Source organism: Lysobacter humi (ex Lee et al. 2017), assembly GCF_054781815.1.
The window spans coordinates 220820-244411 of the sequence record NZ_BAAGTR010000012.1 but is presented as its reverse complement, the minus strand read 5'-3'; the positions used below and the strand labels follow the sequence as shown (position 1 = coordinate 244411).

Sequence of the window (23592 nt, the reverse complement as noted above, 5' to 3'; positions counted from 1 at the left end):
CCCCGCGCGGCTACAATACGCGCGCCTTTTCGGGCAATACCCACTCTCATCCGACGGACCATGCGGTGCGTCGGCCGGAATCGTTACCGGCCGCCACGTTCCTGCGGGTTCCGCGTCTCAAGGAAAAAAGATGTCCATCGACACCGCAAAAGTCATCGGCGAACACGCGCGCGGCACGGGCGATACCGGCTCCCCGGAAGTCCAGGTCGCCCTCCTGACCGCCCGCATCGAGCAGCTCACCGAGCACTTCAAGCAGCACAAGCACGACCACCACTCGCGTCGTGGCCTGCTGCAGATGGTCAACCGCCGTCGCAGCCTGCTGGACTACCTGAAGCGCAAGGACGTCGAGCGCTACAAGGCCCTGATCGAGAAGCTGGGCCTGCGTCGCTAAGACGCACACCGACCGCGGCGCAGCGATGCGCCGCGGTTTGTTTTTGGAGTCAACGTTTACACCGGCCGGGGCAGGGGCTCCGGGCGAACGCATCTAGAGACACAAGGGATCACACAACGTGGCGAAAATTACCAAGACCTTCCAGTACGGCGCGCATCAGGTCACCCTCGAAACCGGCGAAGTCGCACGCCAGGCGGGCGGTGCCGTCATCGTGACGATGGGCGACACCGTGGTGCTCGTTTCGGCCGTCGCGGCCAAGACGGCACGTGAAGGCCAGGACTTCTTCCCGCTCACCGTCGACTACATGGAGCGTTTCTACGCCGGTGGTCGCATCCCGGGCGGCTTCTTCAAGCGCGAAGGCCGCGCCACGGAGAAGGAGACGCTGACCTCGCGCCTCATCGACCGGCCGATCCGTCCGCTCTTCCCGGAAGAGTTCAAGAACGAAGTCCAGATCATCGCCACGGTGATGTCGCTCAATCCCGAGATCGACGGTGACATCCCGGCGCTCCTCGGCGCATCCGCGGCCACCGCACTCACCGGTGCCCCGTTCCAGGGCCCGATCGGCGCCGCGAAGGTCGGCTACATCGGCGGCCAGTACGTGCTGAACCCGACGGCCTCGCAGCTGAAGGAATCCGCGCTCGAGCTCGTCGTCGCCGGTACGAAGGACGCGGTGCTGATGGTGGAGTCCGAAGCCAAGGTGCTGTCCGAGGACGTGATGCTCGGCGCCGTGATGTTCGGCCACCAGCAGATGCAGATCGCGATCAACGCGATCAACGAGCTCGTCGCCGAAGTCGGCAACCCGAAGTGGGACTGGCAGGCGCCGGCGAAGAACGAGTCGATGATCGCCGCCCTCCGCAGCGCGATCGGCGACCGTCTCGCCCAGGCCTACCAGATCCGCGTCAAGGCCGAGCGCCGCAGCGCGATCGGCGCGCTGCGCAAGGACGTGATCGAAGCCCTCGCCGGCCAGATCGAGGCGAACGGCTGGTCGACCGCCGAGCTCGTGAAGGAGTTCGGTGAGCTTGAGTACCAGACGATGCGCGGCTCGGTCATCGACACGAAGGTCCGCATCGACGGCCGCGCGCTCGACACCGTGCGTCCGATCGCCTCGCGCGTCGGCGTGCTGCCGCGTACGCACGGCTCCTCGCTGTTCACCCGTGGCGAGACGCAGGCGATCGTGGTCGCCACCCTCGGCACCGCGCGCGACGGCCAGATCATCGATGCCGTCTCGGGCGAGTACAAGGAACACTTCCTGTTCCACTACAACTTCCCGCCGTACTCGGTCGGCGAAGCCGGCCGCATGATGGGCCCGAAGCGTCGCGAGATCGGCCACGGCCGCCTCGCCAAGCGCGGCGTGCTCGCGGTGATGCCGACGATGGAGGAGTTCCCGTACACGATCCGCGTCGTGTCGGAGATCACCGAGTCGAACGGCTCGTCGTCGATGGCCTCGGTCTGCGGCTCGTCGCTCGCGCTGATGGACGCCGGCGTGCCGATCAAGGCGCCGGTCGCCGGCATCGCGATGGGCCTGGTGAAGGAGGGCGAGCAGTTCGTCGTCCTGTCCGACATCCTCGGTGACGAGGATCACCTCGGCGACATGGACTTCAAGGTGGCCGGTACGTCGGAGGGCATCACCGCCCTGCAGATGGACATCAAGATCCAGGGCATCACCGAAGAGATCATGAAGGTCGCGCTCGCGCAGGCGAAGCAGGGCCGTCTGCACATCCTCGGCGAGATGGCGCATGCGCTGACGTCGCCGCGTACCGAGCTGTCCGAGTACGCGCCGCGCCTGCTCACGATGAAGATCCACCCGGACAAGATCCGCGAAGTCATCGGCAAGGGTGGCGCGACCATCCAGTCGATCACCAAGGAGACCGGCACGCAGATCGACATCCAGGACGACGGCACGATCGTCATCGCCTCGGTCAACGCCGCCGCGGCGCAGGCCGCGAAGGCGCGCATCGACCAGATCGTCTCGGACGTCGAGCCGGGCCGCATCTACGAGGGCAAGGTCGCCAAGATCATGGACTTTGGCGCGTTCGTGACCATCCTGCCGGGCAAGGACGGTCTGGTGCACGTCTCGCAGATCTCCAACGAGCGCGTCGAGAAGGTGTCCGACAAGCTCAAGGAAGGCGATGTGGTCAAGGTCAAGGTGCTGGAGGTCGACAAGCAGGGCCGTATCCGCCTGTCGATGAAGGCCGTCGAGGAAGGCGAGGGCGTGGCCGCGGAGTAAGCGGTCGGCTGACGCTGGAATGAGAAGAGCGGGCTTCGGCCCGCTCTTCTTTTGTGGTTTGTGTGGCCGGGATTTGGGTTCGGCCTAGGTGCGCGATGGATGGCGAGCGGACGCGGCGACAAGCGGCGCGCTGTCTTTCGATCAGGACGCGCGGCCCGGATCGCAGCCGTTGCGACGCCCTCTCGACGCTCGCGGGCCGATGGCGTGCCCCATCACCCGACCACGGAACGAGCAGGCATTCGCCAGCTCGCTCGTGCTCCAGTCCGCGTGTGGACGCGCTACAGATTGCGGCGCAGCACCTGATCCCGGAGCGAACCGCCGCGCGCGCGCAGCTGCCTCTCGACGGCAAGGTCCGCCGATGTCTGTTGCGTGTCGGCCGGTATGACCACTGGCGACGTCGGCTCGATCGGCGTCACGCCCGTCGTCGGTGCGTCGATGCCCTGCACGATCCCCATGGGCGCGTAGCCGGCGTACTGCGGGAACACCGTCGACAGGTTCGGATTGCCCATGCGTCGCACCAGGATCTCCGACAGGACGCGACGGAAGTCGGTGGTGACCGGAACGTCGCCGTAGGTCGCCGACAGCGTTTCCGGTGCGAGGCCCGGCCACTGCCCGTAGAAGCGTCCACCGTTCACCGCGCCACCGAGCACGAGCACGGGGTTGCCGTAGCCGTGGTCCGTGCCGCGCGCCGCGTTCTCCCGCACTCGCCGGCCGAACTCGGACTGCACGACGACCGTCACGCGAGACGCCTGTCCGCCGACGTCGAGCTCGGCATGGAAGGCGGCCAGTGCAGCCGACAGTTCCGCGATCTTGTTCTGGTAGTAGTGGTAGCCGGCGCCGGCCGACCCCTGACCGTCGTGCGTGTCCCAGCCGCCGAGATCGATCGCGGCGTACCGCAGGCCGAGGTCGAACTTGATCGACTGCGCCACGGTCCACAACTGGCGGGCGAACGCGCCGGTCGGCCAGCCGGCCGGCGTCGCGCCATAGGGCTGCGAGGCGATCACCGACAGCGCCTGGTGCGCGCGCTTGCCCGACTGCTCCATCGCCGTCGTGCCGCCCCAGAGCTGCGGCAGGGTCTCGTTGAGCCCGACGAGGCCGGCCGGTGAATCGGAGCGCGTGCGCTGCCATGCGTAGGCGCCGGCGTTGAGCGAGAAGTCGGCGGGCGTGTCCATCGTGATCGCCTGCGTCGCGCCATTGAGGCTCGCCGGCTGGCGGCTCCCGGCCGCCAGCGCCGACATCGTCGCGTTGAGGCCACCCGGATGGCTCTCGATGGCACGCGCCATCCAGCCGCCGCGCGAGAGACCCTGGTCGATCAGCAACTGGGCGTCGAAGTGGCTGCGGGTGACTGCCGTGAGCAGCCCGCAGGCATGGACGACGGCGAGCTTCCGCGAGGCCCAGAGGTCACGCAGCCCCGTCGCGGACGGATGCAGGCCGAAGCCGGTTGCCGTGCCGCTGGTGGCGAGCGGGAGGGCGCCGTACGTGCCGCTGGCGGGGATCGCGAGCGTAGGGCGTGCCTGCTCGTAGTGGCCGCGATCGTTGCCGTCGACCGGGAGCACCAGGTTCAGGCCGTCGATGCCACCGCGGAGGAATATGAAGACGAGCGTGTCGTAGCCGTTCGGTGCGGCGTGTGCGTCGTCGCCGAAGACGAGACGCGGTCCCGCCGCGGCGGTGGAGGCGGCGACGCAGCAGCCCTTGAGGAACTGGCGCCGGGTAATGCGGGGCGTGTTCATGGGGGCGTCCTCACCGGCTCATGAATTCGGGCGACAGCAGGATCAGCGAGACCATGCTCCTCAGTCGCGCGCGGTTGTAATGGCGCTTGAGGTCGGTGCCGGCCCATGCGTCGGTGTCGGCGATGACGTAGGTCGCGGGATCGCCGTTCTGCGCCATGAAGCGCACGAGGACCTGGCGCTGGCTCTCCGTGGGAAGGTCGCCGATCAGGCGACGGCACCAGTAGTCGACCAGCGCGTTCGCCGTCCAGACCGGAACGTTCGCCCGGCTCAGCTCGAGGATCGGCAACAGCGCGAGGCCGTTGTCGTTCGTCTCAGCCAGCCAATTGAGGAACTTCCACGTCATGGCAATGTTGCTCGAGCCCGACCAGGCGGCGGCCACGTCGGGATACCCGTTCGGCGCGGCCCAGGCGAACGGCTCGTGCCCGGTGCTGCCGAAGCGCCAGACGAAGTCATTGGCCCGGGCACCGTCGGGCGTCATGAACCACGTGCTGCCGCCGGCGCGCAGTGCCGCGACGGCGAGGTCGAACGGGCGACGCACCTTCTGGCCCCACGAGAACTGCATGTGGTCCGACGTCAGCATGTAGCGCAGCACGTGCTCGATCTGCCGCGGGTCCTGCCAGTACTTGCGGAAGATCTCCGCGGCGCCCGCGACAAGGCCCGGATGCGGGGTATCGCTAACGAAACGCCGCGCGAGCTTCGTGCAGATGAAGCGCGCGGTGCCCGGATGGCTCGCCAGCCGATCGAGGATGTCGCGGCCGTCCTTCATGTCCGGCTGCTCGGGATTGAGCAGGCGGCCGAGGACGAACTTCGGGCCGGCATCGTGCCACGACTGCCGGTAGACGAACGTACCGTCGTTTTCGGCCGGATGTTCCCAGTGGCCGTTGCGGAGCGTCCAGCCGGTGAATGCGGATGCCGTCTCGTAGACGTCGATGTCCGTGTAGCCGGCGGGATACGCGGGATCGACCGGATCGCGCGGTACCTGGAACGGGTCGGTGAAGCCGTAGTAGTTGCCCGCGCCGAGCGTGTGCAGCTCGAGTAGTTCGCGGGCCCAGTTCTCGTTCGGGCCGGACCGCGAATTGATGTAGTTGTCGAGGTAGTACAGCATCGACGGGCTCGTCGCGACCGCCTCGAGCATCGCGCGGAAATTGCCCATCGCGTGCTGCCGGATCACGTCGCGATCGTAGTGCGCGAAGACCGGCCCGGCCGAGAAATCGCTCGCGGTGACGTTGAAATGCGCATGCCAGAACGCGACCACCATCTCGCGCAGCTGCCGCCGCGAGTGGACCGCACGCATCCACGTGGCGCGCTGCACCTCGGTGGCCGGCAGCATGCGGATTCCGTACGCCGGGTTGGCCACGACATGGTCGGCCCAGAGCTGCGTGAGCGGCTTGTCGAGGGTGGTGTAGCCGGCGGCGGCGAAGCGTGCGTCGAGAGCACTGTCGTCGATCGACGTCCAGTCGAGCTGCCATTCGACCCAGTTGGCGAGCTGCGAGCGCGACTTCACGGACAGCGCTTCGAACTCCGCGATCGACGCCGGCGTCGGGCCGAAGCTCAGGCTGCGCAGCATGCGCACCGCGAATCGCGGCGGTGCGATCGCCGGGACGGGCGGAGGAACCACCACGCGGGGCGGCGCGGGCACGCTGCCTCTCGGAGGGAGCGTGCCCGACACCTCCGGCGGCGCCTCCACCGCGTCGGTGGCCAGCGCCGTCGCGGCAGGCACTTGATGGTTGGCGCGCGAGGAAAGGGCCGCGCCGTAGCGGCGCCGGATCAGCTCCGCCGGCGAGAGCGCGCGCGAAGCCGCGTATCGTGCAGTTCGTTTCATGTCACCGTCCGTGGATCCCCGGCGGCGACTATAGGCACCGGTTTCCCTGTCGAAATGCGACCCCGGTCACGCCGTGGTACCGCTGCTGACGAGCGGCACCGCGAACGTTGCCGGTGGCGTCAGGGATGGTGCTCGACGATGCGATCGGCGAAGGTGCCGCGTGCGCGAAGCTGGTGCTCGAGCCGCAGATCCTCGGCCGTCTGCATCGGGGCCGGCGACGCGTTCGCGCGATCCGCCGCCATCATCGGCTGCGATGCACCGGTGATCGCATCGCTCCCCTGCAGCAAGCCGAGCGGTGCATAGGCAAGTTGCGGGAAGACGGTCGTGATCGACGGATGCCGCAGCCGGCGCACGAGGATTTCCGACATCACGCGCCGGTAGTCGGTGGTGACGGGCAGGTCGCCATTCGCTGCCGCGATGGTGGCCGCGGAGAGCCCCGGCCACGTGCCGTAGAAGCGTCGGCCGTTGACCGATCCGCCCATCACGATCATCGGATTGCCATAGCCGTGATCGGTGCCGCCCGACGAGTTCTGCTTGATGCGTCGACCGAACTCGGACTGCACGACCGTTGTGACGCGACCGGCGAGCCCGTTGGCCTCCAGTTCGCCCTGGAAAGCGGCGAGTGCGGCCGACAGTTCGGCGATCTTGTTCTGGTAGTAGTGGTAACCCGCACCCGCGGTGCCCTGGCCGTCGTGCGTGTCCCAGCCACCCAGATCCACCGTCGCATAGCGCAGGCCCATGCCGAACTTGATGGACTGCGCGATCGTCCACAGCTGGCGCGCGACTGTCGACGTCGGCCAGCCGGCCGGCACGGCGGAATACGGCTGACGTGCGATCGTCCGCAGCGCACCGTCGGCACGAGCGCCCGCGGCCTCGAGCGCCGTCGGGCCGCCCCACAGCGTGTTGAGCGTCTCGTTGAGCCCGACGTGCCCTGCCGGCGAGTCGGCGACGGTCTTCTGCCAGGCCCAGGCCCCGTGGTTGAGCGTGAAATCGACCGGATTGTCCATCGCGATCGGCAAGGGCGAGCCCGCGAGCGAGCTCGGCTGCGTGGCGCCTGCCGCGAGCGCGGGAAGCACGCTGCCCGCGAGCGTCGTGTCGGTATCGATCGCGCGACCCAGCCAGCCGGACGTCGTTCCCTGCGCGAGGCCGCGCTCGATCGCGAGCTGCGCGTCGAAATGGCTGCGCGAGGCCGAGCCGAGCACGCCGCAGGCGTGCACGATCGCAAGGCGTCCGGCGATCCACAGGTCGCGGAGCCCCGATGCCGAGGGGTGCAGGCCGAAACCCGACGCCACCTCGCCCGCGAGCGTGAGGGGCGGCGCGCCGTAGGCGCCGCTCGCGGCGATCGCGAGATTCGGGCGCGCCTGCTCGTATGCGACGCGGTCCGCACCCGCGATCGGCACGACGAGGTTGAGGCCGTCCATGCCCCCGCGCAGGAACAGCATGACGACGGTGTCGCCCGGCGTCGCGCTCTGTGCGTGTGCTTCGGGACCGAAGACGAGGCGGGGACCGACGGCGCCGACGGCGGCCGCCGCGCCGCAACCCTTGAGGAACTGGCGGCGCGTGATTCGTGGCGTATGCATGTGCCCCTCAGCGACTCATGAATTCGGGCGACAGCAGGATCAGCGTGACCATGCTCCGCAGCCGTTGGTGGTTGTAGTGCCTTTTGAGGTCGCCGCCGTTCCAGCTGTCGGTGTCCTCGATCACGTAGGTGCCGGGATCGCCGTTCTGGGCGAGGAACTTCGCAAGGGTCTGGCGGCGTTCGGCGGTGGGCAGGTAGCCGAGCAGCCGGCCGCACCAGTGGTCGACGAGTGCGTTCGCCGTCCAGCGCGACACCTCGCTGCGACTGAGCGCGAGGATCGGCAGCATCGGCGTGCCGCCATCGCTGGCTTCGGTCATCCAGTTGAGCATCTTCCAGGTCATCGCGAACGCACCGGTGCCCGACCAGTAGGTAGCGACATCCGGATAGCCGTTGGGCGGCGACCAGTTGAACGGCTCGTGCCCGGTAAGCCGGGCCAGCCAGGTGAAGTGGCTGGAGGTGTCTCCGTCCGCACCCATGCGCAGCGACCAGGTCGAGCCCGCGGCACGCATTGCCCCCACGATCGCGTCGAAGGGGCGGCGGATCTTGCCGCCCCAGGCGTTGTACATCGCGGTCGACGTGAGCACGTGCCGCAGCACGCGCTCGATCTGGTCCGGCGCCTGCCAGTTCTGCCGGAAGATCGCCGCCGCGCTCGCGACGAGCGCGGGCGGCGGCGTGTCGCCGATGAACCGGCGGATGAGCTTGCCGCAGATGAAGTGCGCGGTCGCCGGATGGCTGGCGAGCCGATCGAGCACGTCCCGGCCGTCCTTCATGGGCGCCTGATCGGCCGGCAGCGCCTTGCCGAGCACGGTCTTGACTCCCGTGTCGTGCCAGGTGGGGCGGTAGACGAACGTCCCGTCGTACTCGTTCGGGAACTGCCAGTGGCCTTCCCGCAGCGCCCAGCCGGTGAAGGCGCGCGCGACCTCGTAGACGTCGATGTCGGTATAGCCGGCCGGGTAGGTCGCGTCGCGGGGATCCCGCGGCACCGTCGCCGGATCGACGAAGCCGTGGTAGTTGGCCGCGCCGAGCGTGTGCAGCTCCATCAGTTCGCGCGCCCAGTTCTCGTTCGGGCCGGTGCGCGTATTGGTGTTGTTGTTGAGGTAGAACAGCATCGACGGGCTCGACGCGACTGCTTCGAGCATCGCGCGGAAATTGCCGGTCGCGTGCGGGCGGATGACGTCGCGGTCGTAATGCACGAAGAGCGGGCCCGAAGACCAGTGCGTCCCCAGCACGTTGAAATGGTTGTGCCAGAAGGCGACCACCATCTCGCGTAGTTGCCGGCGCGAGTACGTCGCGCGCAGCCATTGCAGGCGCTGGATCTCGAAGCCCGGACGCAGGCGCACGAGCCAGTCGGGATTCGGCGCGATGTGGTCCGCCCAGAGCTGCGGGACGGTCTTGGCGAGCGTGGTGTAGTCGAGGCCGGCGACGCGCGCGTCGAACGCGCTGTCGTCCACGTTCCTCCAGTCGAGCTGCCACTCCACCCAGTTCGCGAGGCGCTCGGCGTCGCTCGCCCCGAGCGCATTGAACTCCGCGATCGCCGCGGGCGTGGGGCCGAAGCTGAGGTTGCGCAGCATGCGCACCGCGAACGGCGGCGGCGCGAGGGTGACGCGCTGCGCCGCGCTTACGCGCGCGGTGCCGGCCATTCCGGTCGTGACGACGTCGTCATCCGCGGTGCGGACGAACGGTTGCGGGCGCAGGCCGCCCATGGCGCCATAGCGCGCGAGGAGGGCGGTGCGGGAGGCGTTGCCGGACGGGGTCCAGCGCGCAGTGCGGGGCGAGACGCGCGCCAGGCGCATCCTCTGCATCGAACGTTTCATGATGTCCTCTGGATCCCCCCTCCAGACCGGCGACTCTAGGGATCCGGGGCACGTCAAAACGGGGCGAGCATCACTGACGGGGGCATCGGTGCAGCGCTCAGGCGTGCGATACATGAACCCGTGTTGCCTGCTTCACGGTTTGTTTGGCACGCTGCCGCAAATCGCTGCGGACGGAGCCGGAATGAAGCGTCACTTCTCGATGATCCGCGACTTCCATCTTGCGGACTGGTTCACGCTCGCCAACGCCTTCTGCGGCACGGGCGCGGTCTTTGCGGCGATGCGCTTCCTGCAGGACGGGGTGGTGCGCGACCTGCTCGTCGGCATGGCGCTGATCCCGCTGGCCTTCATCTTCGACGCGCTCGACGGGCGCGTAGCCCGCTGGCGGAAGTCCGCCTCCACGTTGGGCCGCGAGCTCGACTCGCTCGCCGATGTGATCTCCTTCGGCGTGGCCCCCGCCGCATTGGCGTACGCCTGCGGGCTGCAGGGCGGCTGGGACTGGGTCGTGCTCAGCTATTTCGTGGTCTGCGGCGTGAGCCGCCTGGCGCGCTACAACGTCACCGCCGAGCAGCTCGCGGGCGACAGCGACAAGGTGCCGTACTTCGAGGGCACGCCGATCCCGACGAGCCTGCTGCTCGTCGTCGTGCTCGCGGTAGCGGCGCTGCAGGGCGCCATCGGCGAGCGCGTATGGCTCGGCGTGGTGCAGCTCGGCCCGTGGCAGCTGCATCCGCTGGTGCTGCTGTTCGCGCTGTCCGGCTCGCTGATGATCAGCAAGACGCTGCGCATCCCCAAGCCCTAGGGCTTTACGGCGTGGTTGGTATCATCGCGCCGACCTGGAGGACAGCATGCCGACCCATCCGTTCGGAGCCGCCGGCTTCGGTTTCCCGCCGTTCGCGACGCCGGGCTTCGACCCGTCCGCGAACCCGTTTTTCGCGGCGTTCGCGCCGCCGCCGCCACGGCCCGCCGCGACGGATCCGTTCGCGTGGTGGCAGGCCGCCGCACAGCCTGCGCCGCAGTCGCCCGATCCCACCGCGCTCGCCTCGCAGTGGCTCGGCCAGATTCACCAGCTCGCCTCGCAGTTCGTTGGCCGCGACGCCGCGCCGGCGGAGGTCGCGCGCGCCTGGCGTGCGGTGATCGGTGACAACCCGTTCGGTGCCTCGGGCAGCGCGGCCTTCATGCCCCCGGCGTTCACCGGCTTTGCGCCGGGCAGCCGCGGCCCGCTCGACATGCCGGCTTTCGGCTACACGCGCGAGCACCAGGAGCGCTTGCAGTCGCTCGCACGCACGGGTGCCGAGTTCCAGGAGGCCGCGCAGGCCTTCCAGGCGATCGTCGGCGAAGCCGGGCAGGATGCGTTCAAGCGCTTCGAATCGCTGCTGGCCAAGCGCGCGGAAGAGGGGAAGGCCGTCGAGTCCGCGCGTGCGCTGTTCGATCTCTGGATCGACGCCGCGGAGGACGCCTATGCCGATATTGCACTCGGCGAGCGCTTCCAGAAGGCGTTCGGCGACTACGTCAATGCGCAGATGCGCGTGCGTGCCGGCCTGCAGAAGGAAGTCGAGCTGATGTGCGCGCAGTGGGGCATCCCCGGCCGCGAGGAGGTCGACGCGGCGCACAAGCGCATCGCGCAGCTCGAGCGCGAGCTTCGCCGCCTGCGTCGCGACGTCGAGCGCGCTGCGGGCGCCACCCGGCCTGCGACGACCGCGACGGCGACCGCGACCGCAAATGAGACCGCGGCGCCTGCCGCGCCGAAGCCGGCGCGCAAGCCTCCCTCGGCTCCCATGCCTCCCGCGCCGGTCAAGGGCGCCAGCCGCAGGAAGGGTGCACGCGGATGAGTACGATTCCCGGTTCCCCGGTCAATTTCGCCATGGACGCGCTGATGCGCGAGGCCATGCAGGTCCGCTCGAAGATGCAGGCGGGCATGGAGACGCTGCGCACGCTCGATCCCGTCGCCTACGGCGCGACGGAGAAGGAGGAGGTCTGGCGCGATGGCAAGGTCGCGCTGTATCGCTTCCGCCGCGACGGCGCGCCGGTGTCGGGCCGACCGCCGCTGCTGATCTGCTACGCGCTGGTCAACCGGCCGTACATGGTCGACCTGCAGAGCGACAAGTCGATCGTGCGCGGCCTGCTCGAGCGCGGGCAGGACGTCTACCTGATCGACTGGGGCTATACCGACCGCTCGGACCGCTACCTCACGCTCGAGGACTACATCGACCGCTTCCTCGATGGCGCGGTCGACCACCTGCGCGCCGCGCATGGCGTCGATGCCATCAACCTGCTCGGCATCTGCCAGGGCGGCGCGTTCTCGCTGTGCTATTCGGCGCTGCATCCCGAGAAGATCAACGGCCTGGTCACTATGGTGACGCCGGTCGATTTCCACACGCCGGACAACATGCTCGCCGGCTGGGCGCGCTCGCTCGACGTCGACCTGATGGTGGACACGCTGGGCAACGTGCCGGCGGACGTCATGAACTGGTGCTACCTGACGCTCAAGCCCTGGCGCCTGCTGGTGCAGAAGTACGTCGGGCTGGTCGACATCCTCGACGATAAGCGCGCGCTCGAGGACTTCCTGCGCATGGAGACGTGGATCTTCGATTCGCCGGACCTCGCGGGTGAAGCCTTCCGCGAGTTCATCAAGCAGTTCTACCAGGACAACGGGCTGGTTAACGGCAGCGTGCGCATCGGCGGGAACACCGTCGACCTGCGCCACATCACGATGCCCGTGCTCAACGTCTACGCCACGCAGGACCACCTCGTGCCGCCGGATGCCTCGCGCCCGCTCGGCGGACTCGTCGGTACGAAGGACTACACCGAGTACTCCTTCCGCGGCGGCCACATCGGCATCTATGTCTCCGGACGTGCACAGCGCGACGTTCCGGAGACGATCCACGGCTGGCTCGCCGAGCGCTCCACGGGCGCACGCTGACCGGCCATGGCCGAACCTGCTGCGCGCATCGAGGAACTGCGTCGCCTCGTCGAGGACGCGAACCACCGCTACTACGTGCTCGACGATCCGTCGATTCCGGACGCCGAGTACGACCGCCTGCTGCGCGAGCTCGAGGCGCTTGAAGCGGCGCATCCCGAGCTCGCGAGCGAGACCTCGCCCACGCAGCGCGTCGGTGCGACGCCGGCCTCGGCGTTCGCGCCGGTCCGGCATGCGGTGCCGATGCTGTCGCTCGCGAACGCCTTCGAGGACGACGAGGTCGCCGACTTCGTGCGCCGCATCGTCGACGTGCTCGACGCGCGGGAGCCCGCATTCTCCGTCGAGCCCAAGCTCGACGGTCTGGCCGTGAGCCTGCGCTACGAGGACGGCCGCCTCGCGGTGGCCGCGACGCGCGGCGACGGTGCCACGGGCGAGGACGTCACCGCGAACGTGCGAACGATCCGCAGCCTGCCGCTGCAACTGCGGGGCGAAAACTGGCCGCGCGTGCTCGAAGTGCGCGGCGAGGTCTTCATGCCGATCGCCGCCTTCGAGGCCTACAACGCCCGGGCGCTCGCCGACGGCGCGAAGGTGCTCGCCAATCCGCGCAACGGCGCGGCCGGCTCGCTGCGCCAGCTCGATCCACGCATCACCGCGCAGCGGCCGCTGTCGTTCTTCGCCTACGGTGTCGGCGCGGTGGAGGGCGGGGACCTGCCGGCCACGCATTCGGCCACGCTGGCCTGCCTGCGCGACTGGGGCTTTCCGGTCAGTGCCGAGAATGCCGTCGTCCGCGGGCTCGACGGCCTGCTGGGCTACTACCGTGGCATCGGTGCGCGCCGCGCGCATCTGCCCTTCGACATCGACGGCGTCGTCTACAAGCTCGACGACTATGCCGCGCAGCGCGAGATGGGCTTCGTCTCGCGCGCGCCGCGCTGGGCCATCGCACACAAGTTCCCCGCGCAGGAACAGATGACGGTGCTCGACGGCATCGACATCCAGATCGGCCGCACCGGCGCGGCCACCCCGGTCGCCCGGCTGCAGCCGGTGCAGGTCGCCGGTGTCACCGTGACGAACGCGACGCTCCACAATGCCGACCAGATCGCGCGCCTCGACGTACGCATCGGCGATACCGTGATCGTGCGCCGCGCCGGCGATGTGATCCCCGAGATCGTGCGCGTCGTCGCCGAGAAGCGGCCCGCGGGCGCGGTGCCGTGGACGATGCCGGCGGCATGCCCCGTCTGCGGCTCGGAGATCGTGCGGGAGGAGGGCGAGGCCGTCTGGCGCTGCTCGGGCGAGCTCGCCTGCCCGGCGCAGCGCAAGGAGGCCGTGCGCCATTTCGCCTCGCGCCGCGCGATGGACATCGAGGGCCTGGGCGATCGTCTGATCGAGGACCTCTGCGACCTGGGCTACGTGCGCGAGCTCGGCGACCTCTACGCACTCACGCTCGACCACCTGCTGGAGATGAAGCGCCGCGTGGACGCGCGCGAAGCCGATATGCCGGAAGAGGCTGCCACGCCGAAGGGCAAGGGCAAGGTCGCCACGCGCTGGGCGGAGAACCTGCTCACCTCGATCGACCGCAGCCGTCGCACCACGCTCGAGCGCTTCCTGTTCGCGCTCGGCATCGAGCACGTGGGCGAGAGCACGGCGAAGGCGCTTGCGGGCTGGTTCGGCTCGCTGGAGACCGTACGCCGCCTGCCGTGGCCGCTGTTCAAGCGTGTGCCGGACGTGGGCGGCGAAGTGGCGCGCGCGCTTGGGCACTTCTTCGACCAGCCGGGGAACCAGCGGGTGATCGACGTGCTGCTCGAGCGCGGCGTCGCACCCGAGGAGGCCGGCACGCCATCACCGCGCGCGCGAGAAGGGCTGGACGTCGCGACGCTGCTCGTCGACCTGGAGATTCCGAAGGTGACGCGCATCCGCGCGGAGCAGGTCGCCGCGGCGACCGGGGCGGACACGCTCGTCGGGATCGATGCAGCATCGCTGGAGGCCGCAGGCGTTCCGTCGGCCGTGGCGTCATCGTTCGTCGACTGGCGTAGCGACGACGGACATGCCGCGCTGCTGCAGGCGTCGTTGCAGGCGCAGCGCGACCTGCTTTCGCGCATTCCGGATGCCGCGACGCTCGCCGCCCTGCCGCTCGACGGCCGCACCGTCGTGCTCACCGGCTCGCTGTCGTCGATGACGCGCGAGCAGGCGGGCGAGCGCCTCGAAGCGCTGGGCGCGAAGGTGGCGGGCAGCGTCTCGAAGAAGACGGGCTTCGTGGTCGCGGGCGAAGCGGCGGGATCGAAGCTCGAGAAGGCGCAGCAGCTCGGCATCGAGATCTGGGACGAGGCGCGGCTGGTCGCGTTCCTGGATGCGCATGCGGGCTGAGCCTGCGCTGCGGGTGCTGATGCAGGGCGAGCGTGCGGATGCGGCGTCGCGATGCGCCACGCAGCGGGGTGCGATGCGCAGCCCGGACGTGCACGCATGAGCGGCGCCCAGCAGGGCGGGGTGATCGACTGGCGCCCGTCCGCCACGCTCGAGGCCCTGCGCCTGCGCGCACGCGTCAACGCGACGATCCGGAATTTCTTCGCCGACCGCGGCGTACTCGAAGTCGAGACGCCCGTGCTCTCGCGCGCCGGCAACACGGATCCGAACATCGCCTCGTTCTCGCTCGAGTTCAGCGGCCGCACCGACGGTGCGCCGCGTACGCGCTGGCTGCGCACGTCGCCCGAATTCCCGCTCAAGCGCCTGCTTGCAGACGGCGTGGGCGATTGCTACGAGCTCGGCCGCGTCTTCCGCGACGGCGAGGCGGGTGGGCGGCACAATCCCGAGTTCACGATGCTCGAGTGGTACCGGCTCGGCATCGACCACCGCCTGCTCGCACGCGAGGTGACGGCGCTCGTGGGCGAATGCCTCGCGCTGGTCGGTCGTCGGGCGACCATGCGCGAGGTCACGTACGCCGACCTCTATGCAGAGGTGCTCGGGGTCGATGCCCATCGTGCGCCGGTCGACGAGCTGCAGTCCGCACTGGGCGACGTGCACATCGACCCCGAGGGCCTGACGCGCGACGACTGGCTCGACCTGCTGATGACGCATCGCATCCAGCCGTCGTTCGCAGCCGATGCGATGACCGTCGTCCACGATTACCCGGCCTCGCAGTGCGCGCTCGCGCGCGTGCGGCAGGGCGATCCGCCGGTGGCCGAGCGTTTCGAGCTGTACCTCGGTCCGCTGGAGCTCGCGAACGGCTATCACGAGCTCGCCGATGCGCGCGAGCAGCGTGGGCGCTTCGAGCGGGATCGCGGGGTTCGCGCATCGCGCGGAGATCGCGAGGTGCCGATGGACGGGCATCTGCTCGATGCGCTCGATGCGGGCTTCCCGGCGTGCGCGGGCGTCGCGCTCGGCGTGGACCGCCTGCTGATGGCGATGCTCGGTACGACACGGATCGCGGACGTCCTCGCATTCGATTTCGCACGAGCTTGATGACGCAAGCGCTTGTCACGAAACGTCTCCGCATCTGGTGAGACGTCCGCTCGTCGTTTCACCACTTCCGCAGGAAATGTTTGTTAGTAGTATTACTACTAATGAACTCCTTGCCCGCCATTCCTCGACCGCGCCTGTGCGCTCCGGAGCGATGACGTGGCCACGGTCGTACGGCTCGACGAGGTGCTGGCGTCGCGCGAGGTCTGGCGCGGTCGCGCGATGCCGGCGAGCGCGCCGGAGCCGGCGTGTCCCACCGGCCTGGACGAGCTCGATGCGGCATTGCCTTCCGGCGGCTGGCCGCAGGCGCTGACCGAGCTGCTGGTGCCGGCCGATGGCGTCGGCGAACTGCACCTGCTCTGGCCCGCGCTCGCGCGACTGAGCGAGGGCGACGGACGCATCGTGCTCGTGGCGCCGCCGTACCTGCCGTATGCGCCGGCGTGGCAGGCCGCCGGCGTGCACCTGCCGATGCTGCAGGTGATCGAGGCGAGCCTGAAGGACGCACTGTGGGCGGCCGAGCAGTGCATGCGCTCGGGTACGTGCGCGGCGGTGCTGTGCTGGCCGCGCACGACCGACGACCGCCTGCTGCGGCGCCTGCAGGTGGCGGCGGAGACCGGCGGCACGCATGCCTTCGCGATCCGTCCCGTGGCGGCCGCGCGCAATCCGTCGCCGGCCGCGCTGCGCGTGGTGATCGAGCCCGGTGCGCTGCGGCAGCTGCGCGTCATCAAGTGCCGCGGGGCACTGGCCCCGCCGCGGCCCATCGCGTTCCCGTGGAGATAGGCGATGCAATGGGCCTGCCTCTTCCTGCCGCAGATCGCGCTCGACGCCGCTCTGCGCCGACGCCCCGACCCCGATGCGCCGTTCGCGCTGCTCGGTGGGCCGGTGCAGCGGCGCGTGCTGCATGCGGTCAGCCCGTCGGCACGTGCACTCGGCCTGCGGCCGGGCATGCCGTTCGCGCAGGCGCAGGCGATCGGCGCGCGCTTCGCGGCCGAGCCGTTCGATCCCGCGGCATCCGAGCAGGCGCGCGAGCTGGTCGCCGCCTGGGCCTATGGCTACAGCTCGCAGGTGAGCCTCGCGCTGCCGCATGCGGTGGTGCTGGAGGTCGCGCGCAGCCTGCGCCTGTTCGGCCCGTGGCCGCGGCTGGAGCGCCTGCTGCGCGAGGGCCTGCGCGAGCTCGGGATCCGGCATCGGCTGGTGATCGCGCCGCAGCCGCATGCCGCGCATGCGCTCGCGCACGTGCAGGACGGCCTCGCGATCGAGCCGCATGCGCTGCACGACGCGCTGGGGCGCATTCCCGTCGAACGGGCCGGCTTTCCGCGCGAGGTGGCCGAGGCGCTTTGGCGCATGGGCCTGCGCGACCTGCGACAGATCCGTGCGCTCCCGCGCGCCACGCTCACGCGGCGCTTCCCGCCGCACGTGCTGCACCATCTCGATCGGCTCTATGGCGAGGTCGAGTCCCCGCTGCCGCTCTACCGCCCGCCGGACCGCTTCGAGGCCTGCATCGAGTTCGACCAGGAAGTCGAATCGAGCACGCGCCTGCTGTTCCCGCTGCGCCGGTTGACCAGCGACTTCGCCGCCTTCCTGCTCGCGCGCGACGGCGGGGTGCTCGGCTTCGTGCTGCGCCTGGAGCACGAGTTCGCGCCGCCGACGGATGTGCGCGTGGGCCTGCTCGCCGCCGAGCGCGAAGCGGCGATGCTGTTCGAGCTCGCGCGCGGGCGCCTCGAGCAGGCGCAGGTACCGGCGCCCGTGCGTGCGATGCGCCTGGTCGCCGAGGACCTGCCGGCCTTCGTGCCCGCCGCCGCCGATCTCTTCGACACCCGTGCGCAGCAGGCGATGCCATGGCCGCAGCTGCGCGAGCGCCTGCGTGCGCGGCTCGGCGACACCGCGGTGCAGGGCCTGGGCTGGCGCGCCGAGCATCGCCCCGAATTCACGCTGACCGATGGCGCCGATCGCCCCATGCCGCTGCCGCCGTTGCCGCGCCCGGGCTGGCTGCTGCGCCATGCGATCCCGTGGCGCGACCGCCGCGTGCGCGTGCTCGCCGGCCCCGAGCGCATCGAGGCCGGCTGGTGGGACGGCCATGACGTGCGTCGCGACTACTACCTCGTCGAGACGCGCGACGGCCAGCGCGCATGGGTCTACTGCGAGGCCGGCGGCGCGCCGCCCGGCGTGGGCGAGGCGGTGATGCTGCACGGGTGGTTCGCGTGAGCGCGGCATGCCCTACGGAGCCTGTCGCATCCCGTGGCGCCAGGCTGATGGCAGCGCGGGCGGCCTCTACTGGGCCGACGGGGCGGCGCGCGGACAGGCCGGCACGCTCCGCGGGCCGGCTGCATCACTGCTCGATGCGATCGGCCGTGCGCCGAATGCGAAGCGCCCGATCGCATGATGCAGGTCGGTCGCACGACGACTCCTCCATCGCAGCAGGGCAGCGCACCCATCGGGGCGGCATGCGGGTAAGCGCGTCGTCCGCCACGCGGCCATGAGCATCGTCCCGTTTCCGGTGCGGGTATCCGCACCCGCTCCGCGGGCGCGCGACGATGCAGCGGCGCCCGCACACCCTGACGTCCTGCCGGCCTATGCCGAGCTGCATTGCCTGTCGAACTTCAGTTTCCTGCGGGGCGCGTCGTATGCGCAGGAACTGTTCGTCCGCGCCAGGTCGCAGGGCTACGAGGCCCTGGCGATCACCGATGAATGCACGCTCGCCGGCATCGTGCGCGCGCTGCGTGCGTCGAAGGCGGCCGGCGTGCCGCTCGTCGTCGGCAGCGAGATCCGCATCGAGGGCGGCCCGAAGTGCGTGCTGCTGGTCGAAAGCCTCGCGGGCTACGTCGCGCTCTGCGACCTGATCACGCGCGCACGCCGCCGCGCCACCAAGGGCGGCTATCGCAGCCTGCGCGAGGATTTCGACCGCCCGCTCGACGGCCTGCTCGCGCTGTGGGTGCCGGACGTCGACCCCGATGCCGGGCAGGGGCAGTGGTTGGCCTCGCGGTTTCCCGGGCGCACCTGGCTCGCGGTCGAGCTGCATCGCGGACCCGACGACGACGGCCGCCTGCACGAGCTGCTGGCGCTGGCGGACACGCTCGGCCTGCCCGCCGTGGCCAGCGGCGACGTGCACATGCACGCGCGCGGCCGCCGCGGCCTGCAGGACACGCTCACCGCGATCCGCCTGCGCGTGCCGCTCGCGCAGGCCGGCCATGCACTGTTCCCCAACGGGGAGCGCCACCTGCGGATGCGGCGCGCACTCGCGGCGATCTATCCCGGCGCACTGCTTGCCGAGAGTGTGCGGATCGCGGAGCGCTGCACGGCCTTCGACCTCAAGGAGGAGCTCAGGTACGAGTACCCGCACGAGGCCCTGCACGGCCTGCCGCCCGATGTCCGCCTGCGGCAGCTCGCCCATGCCGGCATCGAGCGCCGGTGGGCCACGCGGCGCATCACCGAGACGCATCGCGACATCGCACTCGACCAGGTGCGCGCGATGATCGACCGCGAGCTCGCGATCATCAGCCAGCTCGGCTATGCGCCGTTCTTCCTCACTGTGCACGACATCGTGCGGTTCGCGAAGTCGCGCGGGATCCTCTGCCAGGGCCGCGGCTCGTCGGCCAATTCGGTCGTCTGCTACGCGCTCGACATCACGGAGCTGCATCCGGGCGAGGCGCACATGCTGTTCGAGCGCTTCGTCTCCGAGACGCGCAAGGAGCCGCCCGACATCGACGTCGACTTCGAGCACGAGCGCCGCGAGGAAGTACTGCAGCACGTCTTCTCGCACTACGGCCGCGATCGCGCCGCGCTCGTCGCGGTGGTGATCCACTACCGCGCGCGCAGTGCGGTGCGCGACGTGGCGATGGCGCTCGGCCTGCCGGTCGACCAGGTCGAGGAGATCACCCGCGGGCTCGATCGCTGGAGCAGCGATGCACCCGGCGACGACTTCCTCGCCGAGCGCGGTTTCGATCCGCAATCCCCACTCATGCGCCGGCTCGTCGAGCTGTCGAAGCTGCTGATCGGCTTTCCGCGGCACCTGTCGCAGCACCCGGGCGGCTTCGTGATCTCGCAGCGTCCGCTCACCACGCTGGTGCCGGTGGAGAACGCGGCGATGGACGACCGCACCGTGGTCCAGTGGGACAAGGACGATCTCGAATACCTGTCGATCATGAAGGTCGACTGCCTAGCGCTCGGCATGCTCACCTGCATCCGCAGGACCTTCGACCTGCTGCGCACGCAGGGCATCGAGCTCGCGCAGCAGGATATCCCGCACGGCGATGCGCCCACCTACGCGATGATCCAGCGCGCCGACACGATCGGCGTCTTCCAGATCGAATCGCGCGCGCAGATGTCGATGCTGCCGCGCCTGAAGCCCGCGCGGTATTACGATCTCGTGATCCAGGTCGCGATCGTGCGGCCGGGCCCGATCCAGGGCGAGATGGTGCATCCCTACCTGCGCCGCCGCTGCGGCGAGGAGGCCGTCGTCTATCCGACGGCCGGCGTGCAGGCCGTGCTCGAGCGCACGCTCGGCGTGCCGCTGTTCCAGGAGCAGGTGATGGAGATCGCGATGAGCGTCGGCGGCTATTCGGCCGCGGACGCCGACGCGCTGCGCCGCTCGATGGCGGCCTGGCGCCACGACGGCGACATGGAGCCGCATCGGCGTCGTCTGCTGGACGGCCTCGTCGCCGGCGGCTGCACGCTCGAGTTCGCCGAGAACCTGTTCAACCAGCTCAAGGGCTTCGGCAGTTACGGCTTTCCGGAATCGCATGCGGCGAGCTTCGCGCTGCTCGCCTACCAGAGCAGTTACCTCAAGTGCCGGCATCCGGCGGCGTTCGCGGCGGCGCTGCTGAACTCGCAACCGATGGGCTTCTATGGCGCCAGCCAGATCGTGCAGGACGTACGCCGCCACGGCGTCGACGTGCGGCCGGTCGACGTCCGCTACAGCGACTGGGACTGCACGCTGGAGCCGATGCAGGGCAGGGCACGCCCGCCGCGCTTCGAGGGGCCCGGCCCGCAGCCCGCAGTGCGGCTCGGCCTGTGCATGGTGAAGGGCTTCGACGAGGCGGCGGCACGGCGGATCGCCACGGCGCGGGCGCAGCGCCCGTTCGTCGACGCGACGGACCTCGCGCTGCGCGCCGGCCTCGATGCGCGTCACATGGCGAAGCTCGCCGATGCCGGCGCCCTGCGCGCCCTCGCGGGGCATCGCCATCGCGCGCGCTGGGAGGTCGCGGGTGTCGAGCCGCGGCGTGCCCTGTTCGACGACGTGCCGGCATCGACGGAGGCGCCCGTCGTCATCCCGCCGCCCGATGCGCGCGAGAGCGTGCAGGCCGACTACGCGATGCTCGGCCTGAGCCTGGACCATCATCCGATCGCACTGCTGCGGCCGAAGCTGCGCACGCGTCGGCATCGCACCTCGAAGGACCTGCCCGCGATCCCCGACCGTCGCCTCGTCACCTGCAGTGGGCTCGTCACGCTTCGCCAGCGCCCCGACACCGCGAGCGGCATCACGTTCGTCACGCTCGAGGACGAGTTCGGCCTGATCAACGTGGTGGTGCGGCGCGAGCTCGCCGAGCGCCAGCGACGCGAACTGGTCGAGTCGCGCCTGCTCGCCGTGCGCGGGCGGCTCGAGAGCCGCGACGGCGTGATCCACCTGCTCGCGCATCGGCTCGAGGTGCTCGACGACCTGCTCGGGCCGCTGCGCCTGGGCTCGCGCGATTTCCATTAGCCACGGGCAAACGGCCGCTTAATGCATCGCGTCGCGCAGCGACCGACCCGTTTCCGGACGACCGCCATTCACCCGGCGGCTGTAGAGTCGGCCTCGTCCTCGACGGAGCATCACCATGAAGCTCGTGCTGGCGGTCGTCTCGTCCCTGATCGGCCTCGCCGCCTTTCCGGCCCAGGCCGAGTACGGCCATGCCTCCGGCATCGTGCGCTGCGAGTCCAACGACGGCCGCACGCGCGAATGCCCTGTCGGCCCCATCCGCGGTGCACGCCTTGTGCGCCAGCTCTCGCGCGGCCCCTGCGTCGAGGGCCAGACCTGGGGCGCGACGCGACGCGCGATCTGGGTCTCGCACGGCTGCCGCGGCGAGTTCGCGGTCGACGATCGCCGCCGCGACGACAACTACGGTACCGACGGCGCAGGGCCGTACGTACGCTGCGAATCCAACGACGGCCGCTGGAACCGCTGCCCGGCGAACACGCGCGGCGACGTGGAACTGGTACGCCAGCTCTCGCGAAGCGCCTGCATCCGCGGCCAGTCCTGGGGCACGGACGGCCGCGGCATCTGGGTCAACGGCGGCTGCCGCGCCGACTTCCGCGTCGAGTCGCGCGGCTGGGGCGGCGGCGCGGCGGCCGAGCGCTTCCGCTGCGAGTCCGACAACGGGGGGCCGCGCTTCTGCCCGGTCGATGCGCGCGGGTCGATCCGCCTGGTGCGCCAGCTTTCGCGATCGCCCTGCACCGAAGGCCGCACATGGGGCCGCGACCGCGGCGGCGTGTGGGTGGAGCAGGGCTGCCGCGGCGAGTTCGAAGTCGCGCGCGGTCGCGGCTGGGACAACTGAGCCTCGAGCAGCGATCCGCCTGCAGCCGACCTGACGGCGCGCTCGCGGGCCGCGGCTAGAATCGGCGGATGACTTCCTCCGACTTCGATTTCGACCGCTACGACCGCGTCCGCCCCATCCGCTGGGATGGCGAGGCCCTCGAGCTGCTCGACCAGCGACGGTTGCCGTTCGCCGTCGACTACATCCGCTGCGCGACCTACGAGGACGTCGCCACGGCGATCGCGAACCTCACCGTGCGCGGCGCGCCGGCGATCGGCATTGCGGCCGCCTGGGGCGCCGTGCTCGCCTCGCGCACCGTCGACGCCGATACCGGCCCCGCCGCCCTCGCGAAGCTCGAGGCCGCCTTCGCGCATCTCAATGCGGCACGCCCGACGGCGGTGAACCTCGCGTGGGCGCTCGCGCGCATGCGCCGCGTGCTGCTCGACGCCGGCGGCGACTGGCGCGATGCGCTCGTGCGCGAGGCGGAGGCGATCTCCACCGAGGACCTCGCCGCCAATCGCCGCATGGGTGCGCTCGGCGCCGCGCTCATCGAGCCGGGCAGCCACGTGCTCACCCACTGCAACACCGGCTCGCTCGCCACCGCCGGCTTCGGCACCGCGCTCGGCGTGATCCGCGCGGGCGTCGCGCAAGGCCGCATCGACAAGGTCTATGCGGGCGAGACGCGCCCCTGGCTGCAGGGTGCACGGCTCACGGTCTGGGAGCTGCAGCAGGACGGCATCGTGCCCACGCTCATCGCCGACTCGGCCGCGGCGCACCTCATGCGCACCGGTGCGGTGCGGTGGGTGGTGGTCGGCGCCGATCGCATCTGCGCCAACGGCGACACCGCTAACAAGATCGGCACCTACCAGCTCGCGATCGCCGCGCGCCATCACGGGGTCAAGTTCATGGTGGCCGCGCCGTCGTCGACGGTGGACCTCGAAACGCCTTCGGGCGACGCGATCCACATCGAGGAACGCGAGCCGACGGAGCTGTTCGCGCTCGGTGGCGTGCGCACCGCGGCCGAGCAGATCGAGGCCTGGAACCCCGTCTTCGACGTCACGCCGCACGCGCTGATCGACGTGATCGTGACCGAGCGCGGCGTGATCGAGCGCCCGGACGAGGCGGCCATGCGCGCGGCTTTCGCGGCCGGCTGAAA

At 70.2% G+C, this 23592-nt stretch carries 17 protein-coding genes; 13 read left to right on the top strand and 4 right to left on the bottom strand.

Annotated features, from left to right (window positions below; translation table 11 throughout):
- The first annotated feature begins 130 nt into the window (after positions 1-130).
- Together rpsO and pnp are read left to right on the top strand one after the other, a co-directional pair.
- Positions 131-391, top strand: a complete 261-nt coding sequence (rpsO, locus tag ACYVJJ_RS12140) for a 30S ribosomal protein S15 (protein ID WP_460833911.1) — start codon at positions 131-133, stop codon at positions 389-391.
- A 118-nt stretch (positions 392-509) separates the two neighbouring features.
- Positions 510-2618 (top strand): polyribonucleotide nucleotidyltransferase, encoded by a 2109-nt coding sequence (gene pnp, locus ACYVJJ_RS12135; RefSeq protein ID WP_460833909.1) that lies wholly within the window; start codon positions 510-512, stop codon positions 2616-2618.
- A 278-nt stretch (positions 2619-2896) separates the two neighbouring features.
- Here the strand turns inward: pnp and ACYVJJ_RS12130 are convergent, their stop codons facing one another.
- The 4 genes from ACYVJJ_RS12130 to ACYVJJ_RS12115 all read right to left on the bottom strand — a co-directional run bounded on the left by ACYVJJ_RS12130 (position 2897) and on the right by ACYVJJ_RS12115 (position 9563).
- A complete protein-coding gene (locus ACYVJJ_RS12130; protein ID WP_460833908.1) occupies positions 2897-4348 on the bottom strand; it encodes a DUF1501 domain-containing protein in 1452 nt (483 codons plus the stop codon).
- A 10-nt stretch (positions 4349-4358) separates the two neighbouring features.
- Positions 4359-6170, bottom strand: coding sequence for a DUF1800 domain-containing protein (locus tag ACYVJJ_RS12125; RefSeq protein ID WP_460833906.1), 1812 nt, complete (start codon positions 6168-6170; stop codon positions 4359-4361).
- Positions 6171-6289: 119 nt separating this feature from the next.
- Complete coding sequence (locus ACYVJJ_RS12120) at positions 6290-7750, bottom strand: DUF1501 domain-containing protein (protein WP_460833905.1); 1461 nt, start codon at positions 7748-7750, stop codon at positions 6290-6292.
- 7 nt (positions 7751-7757) lie between these two features.
- Positions 7758-9563, bottom strand: coding sequence for a DUF1800 domain-containing protein (locus ACYVJJ_RS12115; RefSeq protein WP_460833903.1), 1806 nt, complete (start codon positions 9561-9563; stop codon positions 7758-7760).
- A gap of 181 nt (positions 9564-9744) precedes the next feature.
- Between ACYVJJ_RS12115 and pssA the strand changes: the two genes are divergently transcribed.
- The 11 genes from pssA to mtnA all read left to right on the top strand — a co-directional run bounded on the left by pssA (position 9745) and on the right by mtnA (position 23590).
- Entirely contained in the window at positions 9745-10359 is a 615-nt protein-coding gene (gene pssA, locus ACYVJJ_RS12110) for a CDP-diacylglycerol--serine O-phosphatidyltransferase (protein ID WP_460833902.1), read from the top strand.
- A gap of 46 nt (positions 10360-10405) precedes the next feature.
- A complete protein-coding gene (gene phaE / locus ACYVJJ_RS12105; RefSeq protein WP_460833900.1) occupies positions 10406-11389 on the top strand; it encodes a class III poly(R)-hydroxyalkanoic acid synthase subunit PhaE in 984 nt (327 codons plus the stop codon).
- The gene (gene phaC / locus ACYVJJ_RS12100) at positions 11386-12480 is read left to right on the top strand and encodes a class III poly(R)-hydroxyalkanoic acid synthase subunit PhaC (RefSeq protein WP_460833899.1); all 1095 of its coding nucleotides are present in this window, start codon (positions 11386-11388) and stop codon (positions 12478-12480) included. Before phaE ends, phaC begins: the two co-directional genes overlap by 4 nt.
- 6 nt (positions 12481-12486) lie before the next feature.
- Positions 12487-14838 carry an NAD-dependent DNA ligase LigA gene (ligA, locus tag ACYVJJ_RS12095; RefSeq protein WP_460833897.1) on the top strand — a complete coding sequence of 784 codons (2352 nt, stop codon included), beginning with the start codon at positions 12487-12489 and terminating at the stop codon, positions 14836-14838.
- 96 nt (positions 14839-14934) lie between these two features.
- A complete protein-coding gene (gene epmA, locus ACYVJJ_RS12090) occupies positions 14935-15930 on the top strand; it encodes an EF-P lysine aminoacylase EpmA (RefSeq protein ID WP_460833896.1) in 996 nt (331 codons plus the stop codon).
- Positions 15931-16086: 156 nt separating this feature from the next.
- A complete protein-coding gene (gene imuA, locus ACYVJJ_RS12085) occupies positions 16087-16707 on the top strand; it encodes a translesion DNA synthesis-associated protein ImuA (RefSeq protein ID WP_460833894.1) in 621 nt (206 codons plus the stop codon).
- Positions 16708-16710: 3 nt separating this feature from the next.
- Positions 16711-18132: a Y-family DNA polymerase gene (locus tag ACYVJJ_RS12080; protein ID WP_460833892.1), complete on the top strand. Its 1422-nt coding sequence runs from the start codon at positions 16711-16713 to the stop codon at positions 18130-18132.
- 7 nt (positions 18133-18139) lie between these two features.
- The gene (locus tag ACYVJJ_RS12075) at positions 18140-18310 is read left to right on the top strand and encodes a hypothetical protein (RefSeq protein ID WP_460833891.1); all 171 of its coding nucleotides are present in this window, start codon (positions 18140-18142) and stop codon (positions 18308-18310) included.
- A 93-nt stretch (positions 18311-18403) separates the two neighbouring features.
- Positions 18404-21625: an error-prone DNA polymerase gene (locus ACYVJJ_RS12070; protein ID WP_460833889.1), complete on the top strand. Its 3222-nt coding sequence runs from the start codon at positions 18404-18406 to the stop codon at positions 21623-21625.
- Between the two features lie 115 nt (positions 21626-21740).
- Complete coding sequence (locus ACYVJJ_RS12065; protein WP_460833888.1) at positions 21741-22457, top strand: DUF3011 domain-containing protein; 717 nt, start codon at positions 21741-21743, stop codon at positions 22455-22457.
- Positions 22458-22525: 68 nt separating this feature from the next.
- Positions 22526-23590, top strand: coding sequence for an S-methyl-5-thioribose-1-phosphate isomerase (gene mtnA, locus ACYVJJ_RS12060; protein WP_460833886.1), 1065 nt, complete (start codon positions 22526-22528; stop codon positions 23588-23590).
- Positions 23591-23592: the final 2 nt, after the last annotated feature.

What these genes read in the sequence shown, in the direction of transcription:
- rpsO (WP_460833911.1), top strand. Translation starts at nt 131, where the DNA reads ATGTCCATCGACACCGCAAAAGTCATCGGCGAACACGCGCGCGGCACG.
- ACYVJJ_RS12130 (WP_460833908.1), bottom strand. Translation starts at nt 4,348, where the DNA reads ATGAACACGCCCCGCATTACCCGGCGCCAGTTCCTCAAGGGCTGCTGC.
- ACYVJJ_RS12125 (WP_460833906.1), bottom strand. Translation starts at nt 6,170, where the DNA reads ATGAAACGAACTGCACGATACGCGGCTTCGCGCGCGCTCTCGCCGGCG.
- ACYVJJ_RS12120 (WP_460833905.1), bottom strand. Translation starts at nt 7,750, where the DNA reads ATGCATACGCCACGAATCACGCGCCGCCAGTTCCTCAAGGGTTGCGGC.
- ACYVJJ_RS12115 (WP_460833903.1), bottom strand. Translation starts at nt 9,563, where the DNA reads ATGAAACGTTCGATGCAGAGGATGCGCCTGGCGCGCGTCTCGCCCCGC.
- pssA (WP_460833902.1), top strand. Translation starts at nt 9,745, where the DNA reads ATGAAGCGTCACTTCTCGATGATCCGCGACTTCCATCTTGCGGACTGG.
- phaE (WP_460833900.1), top strand. Translation starts at nt 10,406, where the DNA reads ATGCCGACCCATCCGTTCGGAGCCGCCGGCTTCGGTTTCCCGCCGTTC.
- phaC (WP_460833899.1), top strand. Translation starts at nt 11,386, where the DNA reads ATGAGTACGATTCCCGGTTCCCCGGTCAATTTCGCCATGGACGCGCTG.
- ligA (WP_460833897.1), top strand. Translation starts at nt 12,487, where the DNA reads ATGGCCGAACCTGCTGCGCGCATCGAGGAACTGCGTCGCCTCGTCGAG.
- epmA (WP_460833896.1), top strand. Translation starts at nt 14,935, where the DNA reads ATGAGCGGCGCCCAGCAGGGCGGGGTGATCGACTGGCGCCCGTCCGCC.
- ACYVJJ_RS12080 (WP_460833892.1), top strand. Translation starts at nt 16,711, where the DNA reads ATGCAATGGGCCTGCCTCTTCCTGCCGCAGATCGCGCTCGACGCCGCT.
- ACYVJJ_RS12075 (WP_460833891.1), top strand. Translation starts at nt 18,140, where the DNA reads ATGCCCTACGGAGCCTGTCGCATCCCGTGGCGCCAGGCTGATGGCAGC.
- ACYVJJ_RS12070 (WP_460833889.1), top strand. Translation starts at nt 18,404, where the DNA reads ATGAGCATCGTCCCGTTTCCGGTGCGGGTATCCGCACCCGCTCCGCGG.
- ACYVJJ_RS12065 (WP_460833888.1), top strand. Translation starts at nt 21,741, where the DNA reads ATGAAGCTCGTGCTGGCGGTCGTCTCGTCCCTGATCGGCCTCGCCGCC.
- mtnA (WP_460833886.1), top strand. Translation starts at nt 22,526, where the DNA reads ATGACTTCCTCCGACTTCGATTTCGACCGCTACGACCGCGTCCGCCCC.